Here is a 24,976-nt window from a genome sequence, read left to right on the forward strand (position 1 = left end):
TCAGACTAGCGGCGCGGCATCCGTCACAGCAGGGGTCCGCGAGATGATCTCAAACCGCTGGTCAGGGCCGATCCGGCGAGCGTGCCCAGGGCGATGGCCACCATCGTCGACACCGTCGCGACGAGGGTCGTCCCGCCCGCCTCGTCGCCGCCGAGGATCGAGGCCACCCCGACGAGCCCGAGCGCACCGGGCACGAGCAGCCAGAACGCCGGGAGGAAGCTGACCACGGCGGGCGGACCGGTGCGCTGGCGCGCCACCATCACCGCGACCGGCGTCATCACGAGCGCCCCGACGAATGCCGAGAGCACGCCGCCGAAGAAGATGTCGCCGATGACCTGCGCGCCGTACGCCGTGTAGAGCACGAGCAGGATCCATCCGATCGAGTCTCGGCGACCGCACTGGTGCACGACGATGCCGACCCCGAAGACGGCGACCGCGATCCACGGCGCGATCGGCCCGATCGGTTGGGATGCCGCGGTGAGCTCGACGCCCGGAACGCCGACGAGTGCGGCGCCCGCGACGATGCCGACGGCGAGCAGCACGAGCTGCATCCCCCCGGCGGCGAGCCTGCCGGCGCCCGCCATCATCTGGCCGGTCGACAGTTCGATGACACCCGTCGTGAGGAGCGACCCCGGCAGCAACGTCACGAGGGGGGCGATGAGCGACGGCAGCACGCCGGGGTCGAGACCCATGCGGATGAGCAGGAACACCGCGATCGAGACGAAGAACGCGATACCGACGGTCACGAGTGCCTGGTAGTCGCGCGGTGCGCGTGCCGCGATGAGCAACGCCCCGCCGACGATCGCACCGAGCACCGCTGCGACCGCGGCGCCCACCCATGAGGCGCCGAGCAGCACCGCGAGACCCGCGGAGAGCAGCACGTACGCGACGACGCGCTGGGTCGCAGAGTACGGTGCCGGCTGGCGGCGAAGCCTCCGGATGCTCCGTTTCGTCGTCACGGGGTCGATGCGGCCCGCCCGTGCGGCTTCGACCGTGCGGTGCAACTCGTCGACCTGGTACAGCATCAGGCGGCTGTGCCCGCTCGAAACGGCACCGGTGCGGAGTTCGCCGACGCCTCGGGCGGAGACGATCAGCGCGGTCGGGAAGACGATGGTCTCGGTCTCGGGAATGCCGTTCACCCTGGCGATGTCCTCGAGCGCAGCGCCCACGGTGGTCACCGAGTACCCCGCGTCGATCATCGCCTCACCCGTGGCCTCCATGGCGGCCAGGGTCTCGGCCGCGGCGACCCCGTGCACCACGGCGCCGCCGGTCGCGTCTATCACGCCGGTCTCCGCGACGGGCTCGGCGGCGCCTGGCCGCCGGATCGCGAGGAGCACAGCGGCGATCGCGAGCAGCACGATCGCAGCGATGATCCACGACCACGGCGAACGATCCTCGACATCGGATGCCGCGGGCGGCACCGGTTCGAGCACCGGCGCATCCTCAGGGTCACCTCCGCCGTCATCGCCGTTCTCGTCGACGGTGTCGCCGGGCGCTTCTGGTGCCGGCGCCTCGGAGGCCGGCGGCTCGACGGTCTCGACGGGCGGCTTCGGATCCTCCGTCGGCCCCGGTTCCGGCCCCGGTTCGGGCTCGGGTTCGGGTTCCGTCGGCGGCACCTCCCCGGCCGGCGCCTCCCCGGCCGGCGCCGTCGGCTGGACGGGTTCGACCACAGGGCTCATCGCAACCGCCCCCGACGGGGCCGCGGCGAGCGCGCCGACCCCGAGCATCGCGGCCACGGCGAATGCCGCGAGCACGTAGGCGACCCGCGCACGCCCCCCGGCTGACATGACGCTCACTGTAGTCGTCGCAGTCGTCACGACTCAATGAACTGCCGTCCGGAGTGCGGGGCGGAGATTCATCGCCACCACGGTCGCGGCAGTATCGCTGAGCGAGGCTCACGCACTACGGTGAGCACAGTATCTGTGAACCGAGGGGATCGTTCATGAGCATGCAGGCCGAGGCATCCGTCGCCGTTCCGATATCGAAGACCTCGTGGCTGCCGCTGATCGTGGTGGTGCTGACGCAGATCCAGGTCTCGTTCGCCGTGAACGCACTGACCGTGTCGATGGCCGGCATCACGACTGAACTCGATACCCCTGCGAGCTCGGTCGGCACTGCGATCACCGCCGGCACCTTCGCGATGGCCGCATTCATCCTGCTCGGTGCGAAGGTCGGGTCGCGCTTCGGCAGCCGCGGCGTCTTCCAGATCGCCGTCGTGATCCACGGCGTCGCCATGCTCGGGGTCGCACTCAGCGTCTCTCCGGCGATGCTCTTCATCGCTCAGGCCTCGTCGGGTGCCGTGATCGCGCTCATCGCCCCGGCGCTCACGGTGTTCATCGCCACGAACTACCACGGACCGCAGCAGGGCAGGGCGATCGGCCTGCTCGCCGCGGCGATCCCCGCGGCGGGCGTGCTCGCCCTCCTCCTCGCCGGCTGGTTCGCGAACACGATCGGATGGCGCTGGTCGTTCGTGCTCATGGTCGTCCTCGCACTCATCAACGTGCTGCTGAGCTTCCGGCTGAAGCGAGTGCCCTCCCAGCCCGGCCTCTCGATCGACTGGACCGGCGCCGTGCTGGCCGCCGTCGCCGTCATCCTGCTGAGCTTCGGCTTCTCCGGACTCGCGACGTGGGGCGTCTGGCTCGCGACGAACCAGGCACCGTTCGACATCCTCGGCATCTCGCCGGCGCCGCTCCTCGTGCTCGCGGGCCTCATCGTGGGTCAGGTGTTCTTCACGTGGCTTCGCCGCCGCGGGCGCGAGGGCAAGCCGCGCATCTTCGACCTGCGAGTGCTCGCGACGGGCTCCGAGCGCGCGATCACCGCGTGCATGGGCATCATGCTCTTCGTCGGCACCGCCGCGAACTTCCTGATCCCGCTGTACATCCAGGTCGTGCAGGGCCGATCGAGCATCGAGACGTCGTTCTCGATCATCCCGTACACGCTGTCGATCTTCCTCGCCTCGACCTTCATCGCGTCGCTCTACGGCAGGTTCCCGCCGCGGGTGCTCGCGAGCACAGGCTTCGTCGTCGTGGCCGCCGCGCTCACGCTGCTCGCCTTCACCGTGCGCGGCGAGTGGAGCCAGGGCTTCGTGATCGTGGGACTCATCCTGCTCGGCCTCGGCCAGGGCTCGATCGTCGCACTGGTGTTCAACACCCTGCTCTCCGCGGCGCCGAAGCAACTCGCGGGTGACGTCGGCGCCTGGCGCGGGCTCGTGCACAACATCTCGGGCAGCGTCGGCATCGCCGTCGGCACGGCCTTCGCGGTCGGCATGCTCTCGACACTGCTCCTGAGTGGCGCGCAGGAGCACCCAGAGATCTCCGATGAGCTCATCGCCCAGGTGAACTTCAACGAGGCCGACTTCCTCACGAACGAGCAGCTCGCCGCCGCCCTCGAATCCCGGGCGACAGGCCCCGAACTCGACGCCGCCATCCTCATCAATGCCGAGGCGCGGTTGCAGTCGTTGCAGGTTTCCCTGCTCGGTCTCGCGGCGCTCGCGCTGCTCGCGATCGTGCCGGCGACCCGCATGCCCGGCCGACGCAAGGACGAATTGCCCGAGAAAATCGAACCCGACGATGACGACCCCATCGATCCCGTCGACGAAGAAGAGGCGCTCGCATGACCCGCAGTCCGAACAAACTCATTCCGGCCGACTTCACCGCGACGCCGTCGCTCGCGCACTCCCCCGCGGTCGTGCTCGACGACGCGCTCGGCGACGTCGAGACCACCGGTGTACTCGTCTTCACGGATGCCTCGGAGCAGGCGTCCATCGCCGGGCTCGACCCCGCAGCGTGGCATCGGGCCGGGTTCGACGCGAAGCCCGGACAGACTCTGCTCGTGCCGGGCGACGAGGCCACCGTGCTCGTCGGCGGCGGCGCGGCCGCAGAGCTGACCGTCAACGGCCTGCGCGACGCGACCGCGACCTTCGTGCGCGCGGCATCGGCGAGCGCCCGCCTCGGCTTCGAGATCCCGGCGCTCGGGGGCCTCGACCGGGCGGCCGCCGGACAGGCGATCGCCGAGGGTGCGGCGCTCGGCCGATACCGCTACACGGGCCTCTCGACGAAGCCCCCCGGCACACCGCTCGAGCGACTCGCCCTGCGAATCGGCGACGTGCTGCCCGCGACGCCCGACGCCGCCGAACTGGCAGCCGGCATCGAGGTGGGCCTCATCACCTCGCGAGCGGCGAACATCGCCCGCGACCTGGCGAACGCGCCCGGCAGCCATCTCACGGCGACCGACCTGGCCGGGGTCGCCGTCGAGCTCGGTGCCCGGTTCGGGTTCGACGTCGAGGTGTTCGACAAGCAGCAGATCATCGACCTCGGCTGCGGCGGCCTGCTCGGCGTGAATCGCGGCTCGACCGAAGAGCCGCGCATGATCAAGCTGCGCTACACGCCCGCCGGATCCTCCACCGGACACCTCGGCCTCGTCGGCAAGGGCATCATGTACGACTCGGGCGGCATCAGCCTGAAGCCGTCGGACCCGATGCACCTGCTCATGAAGATGGACATGGGCGGCGCGGCATCCGTGCTCGGAGCCTTCACCGCCTTGCGTGCGCTCGGTGCCACCGCGACCGTGAGCGGCTGGCTCATGTGCACCGACAACATGCCGTCGGGCTCGGCGTACCAGCTCGGCGACGTGCTCACCGCGCGCAATGGCACCACGGTCGAAGTGAGGAACACCGACGCCGAGGGACGGCTCGTGATGATGGACGGCATCTCACTCGCCAACGAAGACGACGTCGATGCGATCGTCGACATCGCGACGCTCACGGGAGCCGCGCTCATGGCACTCGGCCCATCGGTCGCGGCACTGCTCGGCAACGACGAGACGATGCTCACGGCCGTGGAGCGAGCGTCGGCCGAGACCGACGAGCAAGTCTGGCGGCTGCCGCTCGTGCGCAAGTACCGCAAGCAGCTCGACTCGGAGGTCGCGGACATCGCCAACCTCGGCGGCCCGTTCGCCGGCGCGACGACGGCGGCGCTGTTCCTCGACCACTTCGTGGGCGCGACCCCGTGGGCGCACCTCGACATCGCGGGCACGATGCAGTCGGATGCCGACGACTCGTGGCGCTCGAAGGGTGCGACCGGGTTCGGTGCGCGCATCCTCATCGACGTCGCGCGGGGGTTCCGCCCGGTGCGCTGAGCGCTCCCTGGTCCTCGCCCCGGCCCCATCCCCAGCCCTTTCCGCTCGCTCGCTCGCTCGCCCGCGCCTTGCCTTCTCGCTCGCCCGAGCCTTGCAGCAATTCAGGTCAGCGCACGGCGTGTCGTCGCTTCAGCCACGCAACACGCCGGACGACACGCCTCCGCTCCTGAATTGCTGCACGGCATGGGCCATGGCACGGGGTGCACGGCATGGGGTGCGCGGCATGGGGTGCGCGGCAGGGCGGCGCGCCGGCGTCAGCGCAGCACGCCCGCCCGGTAGGCCGCCTCGGTGCGGGTCGCCGCGCCGAGCTTGCGCAGGATCGCCGAGACATGCACGCTCGCAGTCTTGCCGCTGATGAAGAGTCGCTCACCGATCTGCCGGTTACTGAGCCCCTCGGCGATGAGTTCGAGCACCTGTCGTTCGCGAGCGGTGAGCTCGGCGGTCGCAGCGGCCAGTTCGGCATCGGATGCCGCGGCGCCCGCGATGCCCGGTGCCCCGGCGTTGTTCGCCGCCTTGCCCCGGCCGGCGCCCATGCCGCCGTCGAGCGCGAGCCCTGCGGCGGCCGCCACCTGGGAGACCCGGTCGCGAACCGCACCGACCCCGCCGCTCAGCGCCAGGTCGAGCGCGCTCTGCAGCGTCACCTTGGCGGCGGCGCGATCGCCGCACGCGAGTTCGGCCTCAGCCTGTCGGAGGAGGGCGAACGGTGCGAGGTATCCGGGCGCGGTGGGCGCGGCGGCGGTCTTCGCCGCTGCGCTCCAGGCCGCGACATCTGAGCCGGCGGCGCCCCCGGGCGCCTCGGCGAGCTCCGCGTCGAAGAACGCGGCCCAGAGCGGATGCGTCGGCCACACGGTCAGCCGATCGAGCAGCGCACGGAACGTGGGCTCGGCCGCCCCGATCTCGGCGGCGAGCGCATCGGAGATGCCCCCTGCACGCTCGGGCGCACCCGATCTGGCGGCGCCGATGACTCGCGCCGCCACCCAGAGCGCCGGTAGCGCGTAGCCGGGTAGTGGCACGTCGTGCTCTTCGAGCACCCGCCGCACCTCTCGCCACGCCTCGGCCACGTCGCCGTTGGCGAGCGCCACCTCGGCGGCGACGCGGCTCACGCTGAGCCTCGTCTGCGTCTCGACCTCCATGACCTCGCCCCAGGCGGATCGGACGCGCCGCAACTGCTCGGCCGCACGAACCGGTTCGCCGAGCCACAGGATGCCCCAGATGCGTGCGCGTTGCAGGTAGACGCCGAACGGGCCGGGAGGGTCGAGGGCGAGGGCGCGCTCGACCAGCGCGGCGGCGCGATCCCATTCGCCGAGAGCGAAGAGCGGGTCGACAGCGTTGGACGCGAGCAGCACGCCGGTGCTGCGCTCGACGCCCTGGGCGCGCGCCTGTTCGAGGCCTGCCTCGGCCAGCCGCACCGCTTCGCCGTAGTTTCCAACGAGGTACTGGAGGTCGGAGGCGTTCACCCAGTAGCGCAGGAGCGCCGTTCCATCGTCGGCGGCGAGATCACGTGCGCGCTCGAGGCCGGCCAGACCTGCCTCGACCTCGCCACGACTGGCACGGCTGACGGCTGCGATGTTGGTGGTGATCGACGCGTATCTCGGCGAATCGAGCTCGAGCGCCACGCTGAGCGCACGTTCTGCGGTCTCGACGGCCTCGTCGAGCCGACCCTCGATCATGAGTCGGCCGCTGAGACCGGTGAGCACGGTCATGCGAATCTCGCTCGAGCCGTGCTCGCCGAGCGCCTCGAGCGCTTCTTCGAGTACGGGAATCGAACCCGGCCGCCCCACGTTGGCGAGGTACATCGCCTTGTCGCGCAGGAACCGAGGGTAGTGCGGATCGTCGCGCGGGCACTCGGCGAGGGCGGCCTTCACGAGCGTGAGCCCTCGCTCGCCTTCGCCGGCGTTGCGGAGGTGCGAGGCCGTGCGACCCATGAGCTCGAGCTTGCCCATGCCGGCGGCCCGGGCCGGATCTGGCACTACGTCCCACAGGCCGAGCGCGCGTTCACCCAGTTGCGCTGCCGTCGTATACGCCGCAGCGGCGCGCGCCTCGCGCATCGCCTGGATGGTCGCGGGAAAGGCTCGCGTCGCGTCGTGCGCGCCGAGCCAGTGGAAGGAGATCTCGGCCGCGAGTCGACGCGTGCCCGCGGCGGCGGCCGCTTCGTAGGCCTCGGCGTACCGGGCGTGGAAGCGCGCCCGCTCGCCGGGCAGCAGGTCGGAGAGGATGGCCTCGCGCACGAGCGCGTGTCGGAAGGCGTAGTCGTCACCCTCGATCGTGAGCACCCCGAAGAGCACGCACTGGCGTGCCGCGGCGTCGAGCTCATCGGCTGTGCCTGCGTACACGCCGGACAGCAAGGCGTGGGAGATGCGCACGCCTCCGGTGGAGATGAGCCGCAGCAGCTCCTGTGCCGGATCGGGCAGTCGCTCGTAACGGGCGAGCAGGAGTTCGCGGAGGGTGTCGGGCACGAAGCCCTCGTCGCGGCATCCGTCGATGCCGACGAGCTCTTCGACGAAGAACGGCACGCCGTCGCTGCGGCGGAACACGGTGTCGAGCACGCTCGCGCTGGGCTCCTCGTCGACGACGAGCGCCTTCACGAGCTTGCGCACCTGCGCGCGAGTGAGCCGCGAGAGATCGCGGCGTTCGACCCAGCGGTCGCGCTCGGCCTCGGAGAGGAAGGGGCGCAGCGGATGCCCCCGCGTGACGTCTTCGCTGCGGTACGTGAGCACCGTGAGCACTCTGCTCGAGCCCAGCGCGCGCATCAGGAATCGGAGGAGTGCAAGCGTCGCGGCGTCGACCCAGTGCAGGTCTTCGATGACGAGCACGAGAGGGCGCTCGCGGGAGACGGTCTCGAGCAGCACCGCGATGCCCTCGTGCAGCTGGCCGGTGGCGGCGCCGACACCGGCCAGTGCCGCGGCGGGCCGGACGTCGGTCTCGGACGCCGCGAGCTCGGGGAGGAGCGCGGCGAGCGCCGAGCGACCGGGGCCGGCCGCCTCGAGCACCCGCTCGGGCCCGAGCTCGGCGATGAGCGTGCGCAAGGCCGCCTTGACGGGAGCGTACGGCGCCGCGACACTGCCGAGATCGACGCACTGACCGGCGAGGAGCTGCACGTCGGCCGGCAGCCCGTGCTGGAACTCGCGGATGAGCCGGGTCTTGCCGATGCCGGCTTCACCGCCGATGATGACGGTGAACGGCGCGCCTGCGCGCACCTCGTCGAGTCGCTCGTTGAGCCTCGAGAGGTCGGCGTCGCGACCGATCATGGCCGCCACTGACATGGTCACGATCTCATCGTGCCACGTACCACTGACAGCGGCGGCCGCCGCGGCATCCGTGATCGCGCTCAGCGGAATCGGGTCGGGGGCGCTCAGCGGATGCAGATGCACCCGCGGACCGGCTGGGGCTGACGCCGCCGGTCTCGCGAGCTGGGGTCCGGCGGCCATCGCGGCCGGAGGCACGGCTCGGGCGGCCGGGAGTGCCGTGGTCACCGCAACGCGAGTCGCGGTGCGCGGTGAGCGTGGTGGTGACGGTGCCCTCGAGCAGCGGTGCCGGGCGACGCCACCGCGTCGCCCGACCCGCTCTCTTCGGCACCGCGCTGCAGGTTGAGCTCGTGCTCGGCGCGCAGCACGTCGGTCTGGTGGGCGTGCAATGCGACGAAGTCTGCCGAGAACTGCATGATTCCTCCTGGTGCTCTTCCGGAACTTCCGACCGGATGCCTCCAGCGTGCTCGCTAAGGTGCCTGAGGCCCATCGGGCGATCGCCCTATTTCGCGGTGCCTCCCCCGACGGGACCCACTTACCCGACGCTCCCGGTTAACGGGAGAGGGTCGGTGTACGGCGGTAGCCGTCACGGCCGAACTGCACGATCGCGGCTGAGACCGCCACGGCGGCGACCAGGCCGAACGCTGCGAGGAACAGGATGGCGAACATCGCGCACCTCCCTTCTGATGGGCACTCACGGAATCTGATGAAACCTCAGAGAAGCCTGCGGCCCTGGCCGGTCGATGTCGTCAGGGCGACCACCGAGGCGGGTGTCGGGGTTGACTCGGGCGTGAGCGCCGAACGCTCGGGCGAACCCCAGGCCTTGCCGAGCGGCACGACGCCGGCCCACACGGAGTGGTCCTCGCCGTCGTCGGGAGCCTCGGATGCCCCGGCCGCACGCACCTTCATGACCACGTCGTCGAGGCGAAGCTGCAGCACGCGGGTCGCCGCAGCCTCCTTGCGTGTCGTGGCGCGCACTTCGGATGAGCGGCCGGGCATGAGTCGTTCGGAGAGCGCGATGAGCGCGGCATCCGCTCGCTCGCCCTCGACCGGCTCGAGCACACCGTAGACGACGACGCTGCGGTAGTTCATCGAACTGTCGAAGAGCGAACGAGCGAAGACGAGGCCGTCGAGGGCGGTCACGGCGAAGGCCACGGGCTGGCGTTCGGATGCCGCGCGCAGGGCGAACCCGCCGCCGGTCGAGCCGTGCACCAGCAGATGCTCGCCGTCGCGGGCGTACCCCATCGGCACGATGATCGGCGCACCGTCGACGACGGCGGCGAGGTGGCCGACGAGTTCGGAGTCGAGCAATTCGAAGAGGGCGTCGCGGTCGGCGCTCTGGCGCTCGGGCAAGCGGCGGATGCGGCGGGGTGCGGGTGTTCCGGCGGGTGCAGGGGCGGCGGGGTCGATCGTGGTCATGCTTCGAGTCTCGGCGCTACACTGGTCGCACCTGCAGTCCAGTTCCTGCAGCTTTCACCAGTCCAGTCGGGAGTCGTATGGACGGGCCGATCCTCACCGTCGACCGCGGATCAGGCGAGTCGATCGTCGTGCAGCTCGTCGACGGCCTGCGCCGCGGCATCCTCCGCGGCGCCCTCCGCCCGGGCGACCCCGTGCCTTCGACGCGCGCGCTCGCGAACGAACTGGGCGTCTCGCGCAGCGCAGCCGTCGCGGCGTTCGAGCAGCTCGCCGGGGAGGGCTACCTCGAGATGCGGCAGGGAGCGGCGACGCGCGTCGCGGAGCTCGACCCCGCGGCGACGCGCGTCGCGAGCGCTCACGGGCTCGACGAGCGAGCGGATGCCGCGACATCCGCTGCGCCGGTCGATGAGCCGCGCATCGACCTCCTGCCAGGTCGCCCCTCGACCTCGCGCATCGACCGACGTGCGTGGCGTGCGGCCTGGCGGCATGCCGCGTCACTCGAGATCCCGGCCACTGCTCCGCCGCCGTTCGGCGTCGATCGACTGCGCGCCGAGATCGCCGACCACCTGCGGCACGCTCGAGGCCTCTCATGCGCGCCCGACGACGTCGTCATCACCGCGGGTACGAGTGAGGCGCTCGGGGTCGCGGCCTCCGCCCTCGGGTCCGTCGCCGGGCGAGCCGCAGTGGTCGCGGTCGAGCATCCCGGCTATCCGTCGGCGCGCCGCACCCTCGAGCGCCACGGCGCTCGCACCGCACCAGTCGCGCTCGACGCCGACGGGCTCGACCTCGACGCACTGCGACGGATGCCGCGCCGCGCCGACGCCGTCATGGTCACGCCGAGCCACCAGTACCCGCTCGGCGGTCGCCTGCCCGTCGGAACCCGGCTCGAACTGCTCGCGTGGGCGCGCGCGACCGGCGCCCTCGTGATCGAAGACGACTACGACAGCGAGTTCCGACACCTCGGCCCGCCCCTACCCGCGCTCGCGTCGCTCGACGAGTCCGGCCGCGTGGTGCTCGTCGGCAGCTTCTCGAAGGTGCTCACCCCGTGGATCCGGCTGGGCTACCTCGTGCTGCCGCCCGCCGGGGCGAACGCCGAGCTGCGCGACGCGATCGCCCGTGCCCGCGCCGACGAGCCCTGCCCTGTGCCCGGCGTCGCGCAGGATGCCATGGCCGCGCTGCTCGCGAGCGGCGCCGTGCGCCGGCACATCGCGGTTTCGCGGCGCGAGTACTCCCACCGACGCGGACTCGTGCTCGCCGCGCTCGACGGGCTGCCCGGCGCCCCGCTCTCCGGGCTCGACGGCGGGCTGCACGCGGTCATCGGACTGCCGGATGCCGCGACATCCGCTGCCGTCGTCGCCCGACTCGCTGCCGAAGGTGTCGCCGTCGCGCCGCTCCCGGACTACTCGGCGGTGCCCGGCGAGGGGCAGCCCGGCATCGTCTTCGGCTACGCGGCGCCGAGCGACACGCAGCTCAGCGAAGGGCTCACGCGCATCCGCGCCGCGATCCTCGACCGGCTCTCGCCACGCGGCGCACCGAGATGACGCGAACTGCCGGAATCCCGATGCGAATACGACCATCGGCCACTTGTCGGAAGCCCGACTCGACCCATAGTGTGAACCGACCGGTGCGCCGAGGGCGGTGCGCCGCCCTACGGTCGGGAGGCCCGGTGAAGCGAGCAATCGGCAGGAGAGCGGCATCCGCTCTCGGTCTCGGTGCAGTGCTCGGAGCAGCGGGCGTGCTCGCGCTGAGCGGGTGCGTCGCTGCACCGACCCCGCCGCCCGTCACCATCGTCGCGACCGTCACCGCGACGCCGAAGCCCACTCCCACTCCCACTCCGACGCCGGTCGCGGCTCCGCCCGCCGAGCTCGTGCCTGCCCCCGCTCCCGACCCGGTGCCGAACGCGCCTGCGCCCGTCTACGAGCCGGGTCCGGCCGTCGATCTCGGCGCGGGCGACGGTGCGAACGGCTCCCCCGTGCTCGACGGCTCGGGCATGCCCATCAGCTACACCGTCGTCTCGGGCGACCACTTCTTCGACATCGCCCAGCGCTTCGACCTGCCGCAGCAGCAGTTGCTGCGGATGAACCCGCAAGTGCACGACTTCGGCGAGAACGTCTACATCGGCGACGTCATCAACCTCGACTGGACCAAGACCGGGTGAGCTTCGCTGCCGAAGTCGATGCGATCGTCACGATCACCCCGTGGAACCCGTGGCCTGTTGCGATTCCCGTGGTCACACTCGCGATCGGCGTCGTCGTCTCCGTGCTCGGCACGCGCCGCCGCTCGAAGCCCATCCGCGAACTCGGCTTCGTGGTCTTCCTCGTCTCGGCGCTCACGGCGGGCGCGATGGCGTGGACACTCTCGGGCATCTGGGACACCCAGGCGCGCACGCAGGCGCTCGAGGAACTCGGGTACGTCTCGCCCACGTTCAGCGGTGGCCTGAGCCTCTCCGACAAGGGGCTGCTGCCGATCGGATTCTCGGCGGAGCGCGACGGCGCCAGAGTGAGCGGTGTGCTGATCGACCAGGGCGACGGCCGCTGGCAGGTCAAGGAGTCAACCGAGTGAGGGGCGGCGGCGGCGCACCACCATGGCGATGAGCGCCTTCAGTCGCCGGATGCCGCAGCGCCCGGGTCACCCGCACCGAGCAGCGCCTGGCTCAGGATGAGCTCCGCGGTCAGCCGAGCACGCTTCCCTCAGCGGCCGATGAGGGTTTCGGGTCGGGCAGCCGCCGCATCCGCAAGGCGGTGATGATGCCGAGCAGTCCCGCGAGGATCGGGATGAGCAAGGCGACCTGCAACGCGATCGGCCGGGACTCGGTGTTGATCGCGATGATCTCCTCCTGCACGTCGTCGGGCTGGTCGACGAGCAGCTCCTCGAGCTGCTCGTCCGACATCAGCTGGGCGTCCTCCTCGAGGGCGACCGCGACGCGCTGCTGCTCCGCGGGCTCGAGCACCGCGCTCGATTCCGCGCGAGCAGTGAACGTGAAGGCGAGCACGGCGAGCATGATGGCGCCGGCGAAGGCGAGGCCGAACGAGAGCCCGAAGGAACCCGCGGCCGAGTTCACGCCCGCCGCCTCGCTCACCCGTTCGTCGGAGATCGGCGACAGCGTGTAGTTGTTGAGCTGCGAGACGAGCAGCCCGAGCCCGCCTCCGGCGACGACCAGCGGAATCGCGAGCCACCATCCGGAGTCGGCACGCGGCACGACGACCACGACCGCGGCCAAGCCGACGACGAGGAGCCCGAAACCCCACAGGATGATCGAGCTCGGACGTCCGTTCGCTCGCTTCCCGGCCACCAGTGCGACCGCGAACATGCTGAGCGAGAGCGGCGCGATGGAGAGACCGGCGAGCAGTGCGTTGTACCCGAGCACCATCTGCAGGTAGAGCGGGAGCACGATCATCGAACCGCCCAGCGCAATCTGCTGCAGGAGCTGACCGCTCACCCCCGCCTTGAACACCTTCGATTCGAACAGCACCGGATCGACGAGGGTCGCGCGCTCGCGTCGCTTGCGTTCCCGCAGCCACCATACGAACCCGACGAGCGCGATCGCCCCGACGCCGATGATGAGGGCGACGTATTGCCCGCCCTCCTGCCAGACGAGAATGCCGAGCACGATGCCGCCCATGCCGACGACCGAGAGCACCGCACCGACCCAGTCGACCGCACGCGAGCCGGTATAGCGCACATCCTTGACGAGCCCGATGCCCGAGAGCACCACGGCGATGACGACCGCCTCGAGGAGGAACCCCACCCGCCAGGAGAGGAACGTCGTGATGACGCCGCCGAGCAACGGGCCCACGCCGGCAGCGATCGCGGCCGAGGCGCCGACGAGGGCGTACACGCGCTTCTGCTGCGCGCCTTCGAAGTTGCCGTGGATGAGGGATTGCATCGCCGGGAGCAGCAGCGACGCGCCGATCCCTCCGATGATCGCCCAGAACAGGATGATCGCGGTGAGGTCTTGGGCGAGTGTCATGGCGATCGCGCCGACGGCGTAGCCGAGCAGCCCGAGGACGTAGGCGAGCTTCCGACCGATGAGGTCGCCGGTCTTGCCGCCGATGAGGATGAACGCGGCGGAGACGAGTGCCTCGAGCGCGATGGCACCCTGCACGCCGCTCACGGTCGTGTCGAGGTCCTCCACGACCGCGGAGATCGACACGTTCATGAGCGAGGTATCGACGACGAGCACGAACATCGCCATCGCGAGGAGCAGCGCAAGCCGCCCGTTGAACGGCTTCGCGGCGCCCTCACCGGAGTCCATGGCTCACCCAACCACATCTCGCGGTCGCCGGAAAGAGCCAGATCGGGGGGAGCCTCCGGCGAAGAGCGCCTGCCCCACGAACTCGCCTTTCGCCACGCCTGCGGGCACCGTGAAGTCGTCGGCGGTCACCTCAGTCGACGTTGCTTCGCGAAGACTCTCCGTGATCTGCCGAGCCGCCGCGGGGGCGTACCGTGGGAGCGTGCTGACTCCGCCGAAGACCGACAAGCGACCCATCGAACGCGTGCACCACGGCGACGTGGTCGTCGACGACTACGAGTGGCTGCGCGAGAAGGACGACCCGGCCGTCATCGCGCACCTCCACGAAGAGAACGCGTACACGAAGGCGAAGACCGAGCACCTCGCGATCCTGCAGGAGCAGATCTTCGAGGAGATCAAGACCCGCACTCAAGAGACCGACCTCAGCGTGCCCACGCGCGAGGGCGACTGGTGGTACTTCACCCGCACGGTCGAGGGGCAGCAGTACGGCATCCACTGCCGGGTGCCGGCCGCGGGCCCTGACGACTGGGAACCCCCGGTGACGGATCGGTTGTCGAGTAGCGGCGCCGAAGGCGACGCGTCTCGAGACACGGGCTCATCGCTCCCAGGCGAACAGGTGCTGCTCGACGACAACGTCGAGGCCGCGGGCCACGACTTCTACTCGCTCGGCAGCTTCGACGTCACCCCAGACGGGTCCACCCTGTTGTACGCGATCGACATCGAGGGCGACGAGCGCTACACGATCCGGCTGCGCTCGCTCGACGACTCGGGCCGCGAGTACGGCGACGTCATCGAGGGCACGGCCGGTGGCGCGACGTTCGACCCGAGCGGCCGCTACGTCTTCTATGCGACCGTCGACGAGTCATGGCGGCCCGACACGATCTGGCGGCACGAGGTCGGCACCGCGGCATCCGATGACGTCTCGGTCTTCACCGAACCCGACGAACGGTTCTGGCTCGGCGTCGGCCTCACCCGCAGCCGCAAGTTCCTGCTCATCGAGGCCGGCTCGAACGTCACGAGCGAAACGTGGCTGCTCGACGCGGCAGAGCCGACGGGCGAGTTCGCCGTGGTGTGGCCGCGCAAAGACGGGGTCGAGTACGACGTCGAACACATCGTCGCCGGCGGCAAAGATCGCCTGCTCATCGTGCACAACGACGGAGCCGTCAACTTCGAGCTCGTGAGCGTCGCGGCATCCGACCCGCAGGGTGAGCGACGGATGCTGCTGCCACACGATCCCGCCGTGCGACTCGAAGGAGTCGACGCGTTCCGCGACTTCGTCGCGGTCGAGTACCGGCGCGAGGGTCTGCCACGTGTGGCGATCGCGAAGGTGCCGCCGGCCGGGCTGCCGGCCGGCGCGACCACCGACGACACCCTGCACGAGCTCGCGTTCGACGAGGCGCTGTTCTCGGTCGGGCTCGCGAGCAATCCCGATTGGGCGCAGCCGACGCTGCGCATCGGCTTCACGAGCTTCGTGACGCCGTCGACCGTGTACGACGTGGTCGTCGCCACCGGCGAACGAAAGCTGCGCAAGCGCCAGCCCGTGCTCGGCGACTACGACGCGACTCGCTACGCCCAGCGCCGCGAGTGGGCGATCGCCGACGACGGCACCCGGGTGCCGATCTCGCTCGTCTACCGGCACGACCTCGTCGACCTCGGCACCCCCGCCCCGACGCTGCTCTACGGCTACGGCTCGTACGAATACTCCATCGACCCCGGCTTCGGCATCCCTCGCCTTTCGCTGCTCGATCGCGGCATGATCTTCGCCATCGCGCACGTGCGCGGTGGCGGCGAGATGGGCCGCCTCTGGTACGAGCACGGCAAGAAGCTGGAGAAGCGCAACACCTTCACCGACTTCATCGCAGCGGCTCGGCACCTCATCGATCAAGACATCACGGCACCCGACCGGCTCGTCGCCCAGGGCGGCAGCGCCGGCGGGCTACTCGTCGGAGCCGTCGCGAATCTCGCGCCGCAGCACTTCTCGGGGTTCCTCACCGAGGTGCCGTTCGTCGACCCGTTGACGTCGATCCTCGATCCGTCGCTCCCGCTCACGGTCATCGAATGGGACGAGTGGGGCAACCCGCTCGACGACGAAGAGGTCTACCACTACATGAAGTCGTACTCCCCCGTCGAGAACGTGCACGACGGGGCCCATGGCGGGCGGCATTACCCGCCCATCCTCGCGGTGACCTCGCTGAACGACACACGGGTGCTCTACGTGGAGCCGGCCAAGTGGGTCGCTCGCCTTCGGGATGTCGGCGCCGAGCCGCTGTTGAAGATCGAGATGGCGGCCGGGCACGGCGGCGTCTCTGGGCGCTACTCGGCGTGGCGCGAGCGGGCGTTCGCGTACGCATGGGTCATCGACGCAGCGGGAGCGCACCCGAGCGGCGAGTGATTCGAGGCGAGCGGATGCCGCGGCATCCGCCGGTCACGATGGCGGTCTTCATGGGAGGCGTCATCGGTCAGCGGCGGCGGGCGGGGTCGGTGAGGCGATGCATCATCGCGGCGGTACTACGCCGGCTCATCACTCGGCCGATGTTCGCGCCGATCCGGTTGGACGAGCCGTCGATCACGCTCGGGCCAGGGTTGCGCCGGTCGAGGTGGGCGAGTGCGGTGGCGACGACGTCGTCAGGTGTCCGCATCCGGGCGCCCGCGGTGGCGTCGTCTGTTCCGACGACGGCGTTGAACTCTGTGCTCGTCGCTCCGGGCGACAGGGCGAAGACGGTGACTCCCGATGCACGGGTCTCAGCCCAGAGCGACTCGGTGAAGCTCAGCACGAACGCTTTCGCCGCTCCATAGACGGCCATCCGCGGGGTGGGCGTGTAAGCGGCCATGCTGGCGACGTTGATCAGGAAGCCCTCGCCCGCCTGGATCATGTCGGGCAGGAAGGCAGAGCTGATTTGGACGGGTGCGCTGATATCGACGGCGATCTCCTGACCGAGACGCTCGGGGTCTTCCTCGACGAAGTCGCCGAACGTGCCGAAGCCCGCGTTGTTGATGACGCCCGTGACGTGGAGCCCTGCCGCAGCGACCGCCGCCGAAAGCTCAACGCCTACGGATGCCAATCCAAGATTCTGAGTGATCGCGGTGACCGTCACGCCGTGCGCCTTCCTGAGTTCGGCGGCGAGTGCATCAAGGCGATCCCGGCGCCGGGCGACCAGCACCAGGTTGGCCCCACGAGCGGCCAGTGCGCGAGCGAAGGTCGCGCCGATGCCTGATGACGCTCCAGTGATGAGGATGGTTTGTTTCGGGTAGTCCAATGCGGGCATGAGTTGCTCCGATATCCGTGGGGTGAAAGGCGCGATCCGCGACCACATGGAGAATGTATGCCTATGTGGCACTGAGTGTCAAACAGGCATCCGGGGTAGGCTACTGGGGTGAACACTGAATCGACTTTGTGGCAACGATCGCGTCAGGCGGCATATGCGGAGATCACGACGGTGGCGATGGGGCTGTTCTTAGATCAAGGTTTCGAGCAGACGACGATAGATCAGATCGCATCGACAGCGGGCATCTCGCGCCGCTCGTTCTTCCGATATTTCGGCACCAAGGAAGACATCGTTCTGGGCGATCTGGCGAGCCAGGGGGAACTCATGCGGGATGCGCTCGAGGGGGTGCCCTCGACGGTCGGCCCTTGGGAAGCACTTCGGCAGGCGTTGCACGCGGTCGATGCGCTCGCCATCGATCCCGAGGTCACGTTGAAGATCGCGACGATGATGTACGGGACGCCGTCCCTGCGGGCGCGCAGTATCGAGAAGCATCTGCACTGGCAGTCACTACTGGTGCCCGACATTCGGCGTCGCCTCGGACTCGCGGAAGACGCCCTGTCGGACCCGGCACCCGTCGCGGTCGTCGCAAGTGCGATCGCTTGCCTGGATGTAGCAGGAGAGCTCTGGGTCAGCGGCGGCGGCGCGGGTGATCTGGGGGCGCTCTACGACCGTGCGGTAGCAGCAGTACGTTTGGGCTCGTGATCGAGGGCGATCGTCGCACCGCCCGCTACCACCGCCGCTCGTGAGCTGTGAGATCCGCGAGGAGCTCGACGAAGCCGATCGATGAGCATGCGAACGCACGGATTCAGCGCTGAGCGAGCAGCATTCCGGATGTCGCAGGCCGCTGCCAGACTGGCGAAATGTCTCTTCTCTCCGATCTCAGTGAGCGAATTCCAGGCCGGGCCCATGGTCCCGGCGCAACCGAATACGACGCCGGCCGTACCGTCTTCGCCGGCGTCGGCGAACCCGAAGCGGTCGTGCGACCGCACACCGCCGAAGAAGTTGCGACCGCTGTCGCCCTCGCGGCGGCAGCCGGCCTTCCGATCGCCGTGCGCAGTGGCGGCCACGGCCTCGTTCCCGTCGAAGACGGCCTCGTCGTCGACCTCGCCGAGTTCACGGCCATCGAAGTCGGCGACGACGGTCTCGTCACCGTCGGTGGCGGTGCCCGCTGGGGCGATGTCGCCGCAGCACTCGCCCCGCACGGTCTGGGCATCAGTTCGGGCGACACGCGCGACGTCGGCGTGGGCGGCCTCGCCCTCGGCGGCGGCATCGGCTGGCTGGTCCGCGGGCAGGGGTTCGCGATCGACGCGCTCCGCGAGGCCGAGCTCGTCACCGCAGCCGGTGAGGTGCTGACGGTGAACGAGACCGAGCACCCCGACGTGTTCTGGGCGCTCCGCGGCGGCGGCGGCAACTTCGGCGTCGTGACGCAGTTCGTCTTCCAGGCCGCGCCCGCCGACGGCCTCGTCGGCGGGCACGTGCGGTTCGACCGGTCCGACGTGCCGGCGGTGCTGCGGGCGTGGCGCGACATCATGCGCGACGGCCCCGACGAGCTGAACTCGACGCTCATGCTGATGCCGGCGTTCGCCCCGGGCGTGCCCGCCGGCCCGCAGCTCGGCGTCGCGTTGCAGGGCAGCGAAGAGCGACTTCGCGAGCTGCTCGCACCGCTCCTCGCGCTCCCGTCGGTCGCCGAGGTCTCGCTCGCGCCGGTGGCCTACGGCGACCTGCTCGAAGACGCCCCACCCGGGCGGCCGCCGCTCCAGTTCGTCGGTGGCAACGGTTTCGTGCCCGACCTCTCCGATGCAGCGCTCGATGCGGTCGCCGCCGCATACGACCGCGAGGTGCCGACGATGGCCATGCTGCGCGCTCTCGGCGGCGCGTTCTCGCGCGTGGCACCTGATGCCACGGCGATCGCCCACCGTGACGCCGAGGCGTTCCTCATCGTCAACGGGGTACTGCCCACGGATGCACCGGCTGAGCAGGTGGCGGCCGTGAAAGCCGGCAACGACGCAGCCCTCGCGTTCACGAGCGGCGTCTACGGCAACTTCTCGGTCGAGACCGGCGAAGAGGTCATCCGGGCGATGTACCCGCCGGCGACGTTGCAGCGGCTTCGTCGCGTGAAGGCCCAGCTCGATCCGCGCAACGTGTTCCGGCAGAACCACAACATCACGCCGGCGAGCTGAGCAACGGCGAGCGGATGCCGCGGCTGAGGTCCGGGGCATCCGCTCGTTCCACTTTGTTAGGACATTCTGTGTAGACTGCTTCTACCGCCCGCGGCACCGGCAGAAAGTTGTACGACGCAGTATGACCACCACGACAGCATCGCCCTTCGACGTCATCACCATCGGACGCGTGGGCATCGATCTCTATCCGACGCGCGACGGCGTGCATCTCGACGAGGCCGAGCTCTTCAGCAAGTCCGTCGGCGGAAGCGCCACGAACGTCGCGATCGCCGCCGCCCGGCACGGGCGCCGGAGCGCCGTGATCACCCGCACCGGTGACGACGCGTTCGGCCGATACATCCGGCGCGAACTCGGCAACTTCGGGGTCGACCCGCAATTCGTCGCCACCGTGCCCGAGCTGTTGACGCCGCTCACGTTCTGCGAGATCTTCCCGCCCGACGACTTTCCGCTGACGTTCTATCGCAAGCCGAAAGCGCCCGACCTCGAGATCACGCCCGAGAGCCTGCCGCTCGACGACATCCGCTCGGCGAAGATCTACTGGTCGACCGTGACCGGCCTGAGCGAGGAGCCGAGCCGGGCCGCCCATCACGCCGCGTGGCTCGCCCGCGATCGGCGGCCGCTCACCGTGCTCGACCTCGACTACCGCCCGATGTTCTGGCGCTCCGTCGATGAGGCCCGGCGCGAGGTGTCCGCCGCCCTCGATTCGGTGACCGTCGCGGTCGGCAACCTCGACGAGTGCGAGGTCGCCGTCGGCGAACGCGACCCGCACCGCGCAGCCGACGCATTGCTCGATCGCGGCATCGAGCTCGCCGTCGTGAAGCTCGGCCCTCGCGGCGTACTCGCGAAGACACGCGATGAGACCGTCGAGTCGCCCGCCTTCCCGGTTCAGGTCGTCAACGGGCTGGGCGCCGGCGACGGATTCGGCGGCGCGTTCTGCCACGGCCTGCTCGCGGGGTGGCCGCTCGAGCGCACGATCGCCTTCGCGAACGTCGCCGGTGCCATCGTCGCCTCCCGCAGGGAGTGCTCGACGGCGATGCCGACGACCGCCGAGGTCGAGGAGCTCGCCCGCGAGCGAGCGGGCACCGGCGCCGGCGCGGACACCCGCGAGCGAACCGGCGCAGGCAGCGCCACCGGGATCACCCTCGAACCCGAGCACGCACGCGACGGAGGGGCCGCCGATGCATCCTGAGACCGTTCGACGATTCGTCGACGACGACCGATTCGCCGCCATTCGCGACCAGCGGGCGAACGACCCCGCGGCGATCGCGGCGGCCCACGCCGCTCGCTCGCGACGACCCCTGCTCGGCGAGAACGGCCGGCTCTTCATCCTCGCGGCCGACCATCCGGCACGCGGGGCCCTCGGCGTCGGCGATGAGCCCATGGCCATGGCCGACCGCTACGAGCTGCTCGACCGACTCGCCCTGGCCCTCAGCCGCCCTGGCGTCGACGGCGTGCTCGGCACCCCCGACATCATCGACGACCTCGCACTGCTCGGCGCACTCGACGGCAAGGTCGTCGTCGGCTCGATGAATCGCGGCGGGCTCCGCGGATCGAGCTTCGAGATGGACGACCGATTCACGGGTTACGACATCGACGGCATCGTGCGCGACGGCCTCGATGTCGCGAAGGCGCTGCTGCGCATCAACCTGCAGGACCCCGGCTCGGCGGCGACGATCGAGGCCTGTGCAGCGGCCGTCACGGCTGCCGCACAGGCCGGCGTGCCGATCATTGTCGAGCCGTTCATGAGCTCACTCCGCGGCGGCGGCAGCGTCAACGATCTCACCGCCGACGCCGTCATCACCTCCGTCGCGATCGCCGCGGGCCTCGGCTCCAGTTCGGCCTACACCTGGATGAAGCTGCCGGTCGTCGACGAGATGGAGCGGGTGATGGCGGCGACGACGCTGCCCACTCTGCTGCTCGGCGGCGAACGCGCCGGCGACCCCGAGGCGATGTACGCCAGCTGGCAGCACGCACTCGCCCTGCCCGGCGTGCGCGGGCTCGTGGTCGGCCGCACGCTCGTCTATCCTCCCGACGGAGACGTGCAGCGCGCCGTCGACACTGCGTCAGCACTCGTGCACGAGCGCTGACGACGCGACGGCGCGGCGCTGCAACGCCGACGAGATTCGAAGGAGCATCCGTGACCGACCAGTCGAGCACGACCCCGAAGGCGAAGCGGACCCGGCCGAACGACGACCCCTGGTTCCACCCGCGAGCGAGCCTCGCCCGCGACGGCTGGGACATCGTCGTCGACTCGTCGCTTCCCGGCTGGCAGCACACGGGGCTGCGGGTCGCCGAGCTCGCCGGTCGTGAGGTCGAACTGCCCGCGGGCGAGGTCGAACGGCTCATCGTGCCATTGACGAGCGGATGCCGCGTGCGCGCACACACCGACGACGGCGTGCTGCACGAGGTCGAACTCGAGGGCCGCGCATCCGTCTTCGACGGCCCCACCGACACCCTCTTCCTGCCGCCGGGAACGCGTGCGACGCTTTCGGGCACTGGCCGCGTCGCGGTGGCCGAGGCGCCGGCGACCACGAGGCATCCGCTTCGCCGCATCGAACGCGACGGAGTGCCCGTCGAACTTCGCGGTCGCGGGCGTGCGAGCCGCCAGGTGCACGACCTCGGCACCCCGGCCGTGCTCGACGCCGAGCGCCTGATCGTCTGCGAGGTGATCACGCCGGCCGGCAACTGGTCGTCGTACCCGCCGCACAAGCATGACGAGGAGCTGGCTGGGCGGGAATCGCAGCTCGAGGAGATCTACTACTTCGAGGTCGCGCCGCCGGAGTCGGCTGACGCCGTCGCTGTCGCCGTCGCGGTCGGGGACGCGGGCGCGGCGTCGCCCTACGCGCTCTTCAGCGCCACCTCGTCGGCCGCGACGGAGATCGAGCTCGACGAGCGCGTCGGCAGCGGCGACGTGGTGCTCATCCCGGGCGGCTTCCACGGGCCGGCGGCCGCCCCGCCCAGCAACGACCTCTACTATCTCAACATCATGGCGGGCCCCGGCGAGCGCGTGTGGCACATCACCGATGAGCCCGGGCACGCCTGGGTCCGATCCTCGTGGGAGTCCGAACCCGTCGACGCCCGCCTGCCCTATACCCGTGATGCGAAAGGACCTCGCCCGTGACCTCCAACAACGGCTCGACGAAGCGCATGACCGTCGGCCAGGCCCTCGTCGAGTTCCTCGCTCACCAGTGGACCGTCGATGGCGACCTCCGCGAGCGCACGATCCCCGGGGTGTTCGGTATCTTCGGCCACGGCAACGTCGCCGGTCTCGGGCAGGCCCTCATGGAGTCGAATGCCGCCGACCCCGAGCTCATGCCGTACTTCCAGGCGCGGAACGAGCAGGCCATGGTGCACCAGTCGGTGGGCTTCGCCCGCATGCGTCGGCGCCGAGCCACGTACGCGAGCGCCGCATCGGTCGGCCCGGGTGCCGCGAACATGCTCACGGGCGCCGCCCTCGCGACGAGTAACCGGCTGCCGGCGTTGCTGCTGCCGAGCGACACGTTCGCGACGCGAGCCGCCGACCCGGTGCTGCAGCAGCTCGAGCTGCCGCACGACCCGAGCATCCAGGTCACCGACGCGTTCCGACCGCTGTCGCGCTTCTTCGACCGCGTCGAGCGACCCGAGCAACTCTTCTCGATCGCGCTGGCCGCGATGCGGGTGCTCACCGATCCTGCCGAAACGGGCGCCGTGACGATCGCCCTGCCCGAAGACGTGCAGGCCGAGGCGCTCGACGTGCCGCTCGCCTTCCTCGCCGACCGCGAGTGGCATCTGCGCCGGCCGCTGCCCGAGCCGGGTCCGCTCGCGCGTGCCGTCGCGGCGATCCGCGGCGCGCGCTCGCCCATCATCATCGCGGGTGGCGGAGTGCTCTACTCGGGCGCCGAAGACGTGCTGCGACGGCTCGTCGAGGCCACCGGCATCCCGGTCGCCACGACGCAAGCGGGCGGCGGGTCGCTCCCGTGGGATCACCCGGAGTACCTCGGCGGCGTCGGCGCCACCGGCAGCACCGCCGCGAACCGGTTCGCGGCCGAGGCCGATGTCGTGATCGGCATCGGCACCCGCTACAGCGACTTCACGACCGCGAGCCGCAGCGCCTTCCAGCATCCGGATGTCGCGTTCGTGAACATCAACGTCGCGGCCTTCGATGCCTACAAGCACGGCACGCAGTTGCCCGTGATCGCCGACGCGCGCACAGCGCTCGAGGCGCTCGAGGTCGAGCTCGCCGGATACCGGGTCGCCGCGTCGATGACCGAGGTCGTCGCTGCGGAGCGGGAGGCGTGGAACGCCGTCGTCGACGCCGCATTCGTTCCCTCGCACCGCGACCGCCCCGCGCAAGCGGAGATCATCGGCGCCGTGCAGGCCGCGAGCGACCCCCGTGACGTGGTCGTGCAAGCTGCCGGTTCGCTGCCGGGTGACCTGCACAAGCTCTGGCGGGTGCGCGACCCGCTCGGATACCACGTCGAGTACGCCTTCTCGTGCATGGGCTACGAGATCGCCGGCGGTCTCGGCGTGCGCCGCGCGGCGCCCGATCGCGACGTCATCGTCATGGTCGGCGACGGCTCGTACCTGATGCTGCACACCGAACTCGTGACGGCGGTCGCCGAAGGCCACAAGCTCATCGTCGTGCTCGTGCAGAACCAGGGCTACGCCTCGATCGGCAACCTCTCGGAGTCGGTCGGCGGACAGCGTTTCGGCACCAGGTATCGCCGCTACGACCCAGCGGCACGCAACTTCCAGGGCACCGAGCCACTGCCGGTCGACCTCGCCGCCAACGCTCGCAGCTACGGTGTCGAGGTGATCGAGATCGCGCCGGGCCCCGACGCCATCGCCGCACTCAGCCGTGCGATGGCGACGGCCAAGGCGTCGCCCACGTCGACGCTCATCCACATCGAGAGCGACCCGTTGTTGTCTGGCCCCGACGGCGGCGGCTGGTGGGATGTGCCCGTGGCCGAGACATCCGCGACCCCGAGCGTGCAGGCAGCGCGTGCGCAGTACGAGGCGGCTCGCGAGCAGCAGCGGCCGCTGCTCGGCTGAGCCGCGGGCGAGGGGCTGGTGACCCGGCACCTGCTGCACCCCCGGCATCCGCTGCATCCTTCGGCGGCCGCACCGGGACATCCGCTGCGCCCGGCGAGCGCTGCAGTATTCAGGAGATCCCGGCCGACAGTGCCCCTACAGGCCCCATACTCCAGAATCTCCTGAATCTCTGCGGCGCACCCCGCACCGCCGCCCGGCGCCCGGCATCCGCTGCACCTGTCTGCGGCCGACAAATTCAGGAGATCCCGGCCCACAGCGCCCCTACAGGCCCCATACTCCAGAATCTCCTGAATCTCTGCGGCGCACCCCGCACCGCCGCCCGGTGCCCGGCATCCGCTGCGCCCGTCGGCGGCAGTCGAATTCAGGAGATCCCGGCCGACACCGCCCCTACAGGCCCCATACTCCAGAATCTCCTGAATCTCTGCGGCGCACCCCTGGCACTGGCACGCC

General features: G+C 70.4%; 18 protein-coding genes. 12 read left to right on the top strand and 6 right to left on the bottom strand.

The annotated features are described in order from the left end of the window. Positions 1-23: 23 nt before the first annotated feature. Entirely contained in the window at positions 24-1,787 is a 1,764-nt protein-coding gene (locus tag AC1C2S_RS07475; RefSeq protein ID WP_495351895.1) for a threonine/serine exporter family protein, read from the bottom strand. A gap of 155 nt (positions 1,788-1,942) precedes the next feature. Here AC1C2S_RS07475 and AC1C2S_RS07480 point away from each other — a divergent pair, with 155 nt between their 5' ends. Further along, entirely contained in the window at positions 1,943-3,616 is a 1,674-nt protein-coding gene (locus tag AC1C2S_RS07480) for an MFS transporter (protein ID WP_495351896.1), read from the top strand. Beyond that, complete coding sequence (locus tag AC1C2S_RS07485) at positions 3,613-5,136, top strand: leucyl aminopeptidase family protein (RefSeq protein WP_495351897.1); 1,524 nt, start codon at positions 3,613-3,615, stop codon at positions 5,134-5,136. Before AC1C2S_RS07480 ends, AC1C2S_RS07485 begins: the two co-directional genes overlap by 4 nt. Positions 5,137-5,390: 254 nt before the next feature. On the opposite strand, the gene AC1C2S_RS07490 is transcribed toward AC1C2S_RS07485, so the two are convergent. The 3 genes from AC1C2S_RS07490 to AC1C2S_RS07500 all read right to left on the bottom strand — a co-directional run bounded on the left by AC1C2S_RS07490 (position 5,391) and on the right by AC1C2S_RS07500 (position 9,800). Then, positions 5,391-8,609, bottom strand: a complete 3,219-nt coding sequence (locus tag AC1C2S_RS07490) for a helix-turn-helix transcriptional regulator (RefSeq protein WP_495351898.1) — start codon at positions 8,607-8,609, stop codon at positions 5,391-5,393. Then, complete coding sequence (locus AC1C2S_RS07495; protein ID WP_495351899.1) at positions 8,606-8,797, bottom strand: hypothetical protein; 192 nt, start codon at positions 8,795-8,797, stop codon at positions 8,606-8,608. Before AC1C2S_RS07495 ends, AC1C2S_RS07490 begins: the two co-directional genes overlap by 4 nt. A gap of 298 nt (positions 8,798-9,095) precedes the next feature. Continuing rightward, positions 9,096-9,800 carry a pyridoxamine 5'-phosphate oxidase family protein gene (locus tag AC1C2S_RS07500; protein WP_495351900.1) on the bottom strand — a complete coding sequence of 235 codons (705 nt, stop codon included), beginning with the start codon at positions 9,798-9,800 and terminating at the stop codon, positions 9,096-9,098. 77 nt (positions 9,801-9,877) lie between these two features. On the opposite strand from AC1C2S_RS07500, the gene pdxR reads away from it, so the two are divergent. From pdxR to AC1C2S_RS07515, 3 genes are all read left to right on the top strand, one after another. Further along, complete coding sequence (pdxR, locus tag AC1C2S_RS07505; RefSeq protein WP_495351901.1) at positions 9,878-11,338, top strand: MocR-like pyridoxine biosynthesis transcription factor PdxR; 1,461 nt, start codon at positions 9,878-9,880, stop codon at positions 11,336-11,338. Positions 11,339-11,463: 125 nt separating this feature from the next. Beyond that, positions 11,464-11,955, top strand: coding sequence for a LysM peptidoglycan-binding domain-containing protein (locus AC1C2S_RS07510; RefSeq protein ID WP_495351902.1), 492 nt, complete (start codon positions 11,464-11,466; stop codon positions 11,953-11,955). Further along, a complete protein-coding gene (locus tag AC1C2S_RS07515; RefSeq protein ID WP_495351903.1) occupies positions 11,952-12,359 on the top strand; it encodes a hypothetical protein in 408 nt (135 codons plus the stop codon). Before AC1C2S_RS07510 ends, AC1C2S_RS07515 begins: the two co-directional genes overlap by 4 nt. A 109-nt stretch (positions 12,360-12,468) precedes the next feature. On the opposite strand, the gene AC1C2S_RS07520 is transcribed toward AC1C2S_RS07515, so the two are convergent. Continuing rightward, positions 12,469-14,052, bottom strand: coding sequence for an MFS transporter (locus AC1C2S_RS07520; RefSeq protein ID WP_495351904.1), 1,584 nt, complete (start codon positions 14,050-14,052; stop codon positions 12,469-12,471). Between the two features lie 199 nt (positions 14,053-14,251). On the opposite strand from AC1C2S_RS07520, the gene AC1C2S_RS07525 reads away from it, so the two are divergent. Continuing rightward, entirely contained in the window at positions 14,252-16,441 is a 2,190-nt protein-coding gene (locus tag AC1C2S_RS07525) for a S9 family peptidase (RefSeq protein ID WP_495351905.1), read from the top strand. Positions 16,442-16,508: 67 nt separating this feature from the next. On the opposite strand, the gene AC1C2S_RS07530 is transcribed toward AC1C2S_RS07525, so the two are convergent. Beyond that, positions 16,509-17,315, bottom strand: a complete 807-nt coding sequence (locus AC1C2S_RS07530; RefSeq protein ID WP_495351906.1) for an SDR family NAD(P)-dependent oxidoreductase — start codon at positions 17,313-17,315, stop codon at positions 16,509-16,511. 108 nt (positions 17,316-17,423) lie between these two features. Between AC1C2S_RS07530 and AC1C2S_RS07535 the strand changes: the two genes are divergently transcribed. From AC1C2S_RS07535 to iolD, 6 genes are all read left to right on the top strand, one after another. Continuing rightward, positions 17,424-18,017 carry a TetR/AcrR family transcriptional regulator gene (locus AC1C2S_RS07535; protein WP_495351907.1) on the top strand — a complete coding sequence of 198 codons (594 nt, stop codon included), beginning with the start codon at positions 17,424-17,426 and terminating at the stop codon, positions 18,015-18,017. Positions 18,018-18,175: 158 nt separating this feature from the next. Continuing rightward, positions 18,176-19,495: an FAD-binding oxidoreductase gene (locus AC1C2S_RS07540; protein ID WP_495351908.1), complete on the top strand. Its 1,320-nt coding sequence runs from the start codon at positions 18,176-18,178 to the stop codon at positions 19,493-19,495. Positions 19,496-19,616: 121 nt separating this feature from the next. Next, the gene (gene iolC, locus AC1C2S_RS07545; protein WP_495351909.1) at positions 19,617-20,684 is read left to right on the top strand and encodes a 5-dehydro-2-deoxygluconokinase; all 1,068 of its coding nucleotides are present in this window, start codon (positions 19,617-19,619) and stop codon (positions 20,682-20,684) included. After that, complete coding sequence (locus AC1C2S_RS07550) at positions 20,674-21,582, top strand: class I fructose-bisphosphate aldolase (RefSeq protein WP_495351910.1); 909 nt, start codon at positions 20,674-20,676, stop codon at positions 21,580-21,582. The genes iolC and AC1C2S_RS07550 overlap by 11 nt, the downstream gene beginning before the upstream one ends. A 50-nt stretch (positions 21,583-21,632) precedes the next feature. Next, the gene (iolB, locus tag AC1C2S_RS07555) at positions 21,633-22,616 is read left to right on the top strand and encodes a 5-deoxy-glucuronate isomerase (RefSeq protein WP_495351911.1); all 984 of its coding nucleotides are present in this window, start codon (positions 21,633-21,635) and stop codon (positions 22,614-22,616) included. 26 nt (positions 22,617-22,642) lie between these two features. Then, the gene (gene iolD, locus AC1C2S_RS07560; protein WP_495353214.1) at positions 22,643-24,526 is read left to right on the top strand and encodes a 3D-(3,5/4)-trihydroxycyclohexane-1,2-dione acylhydrolase (decyclizing); all 1,884 of its coding nucleotides are present in this window, start codon (positions 22,643-22,645) and stop codon (positions 24,524-24,526) included. The last annotated feature ends 450 nt before the right edge of the window (positions 24,527-24,976 follow it).

It is taken from the genome of Agromyces sp. Y782 (genome assembly GCF_059445405.1).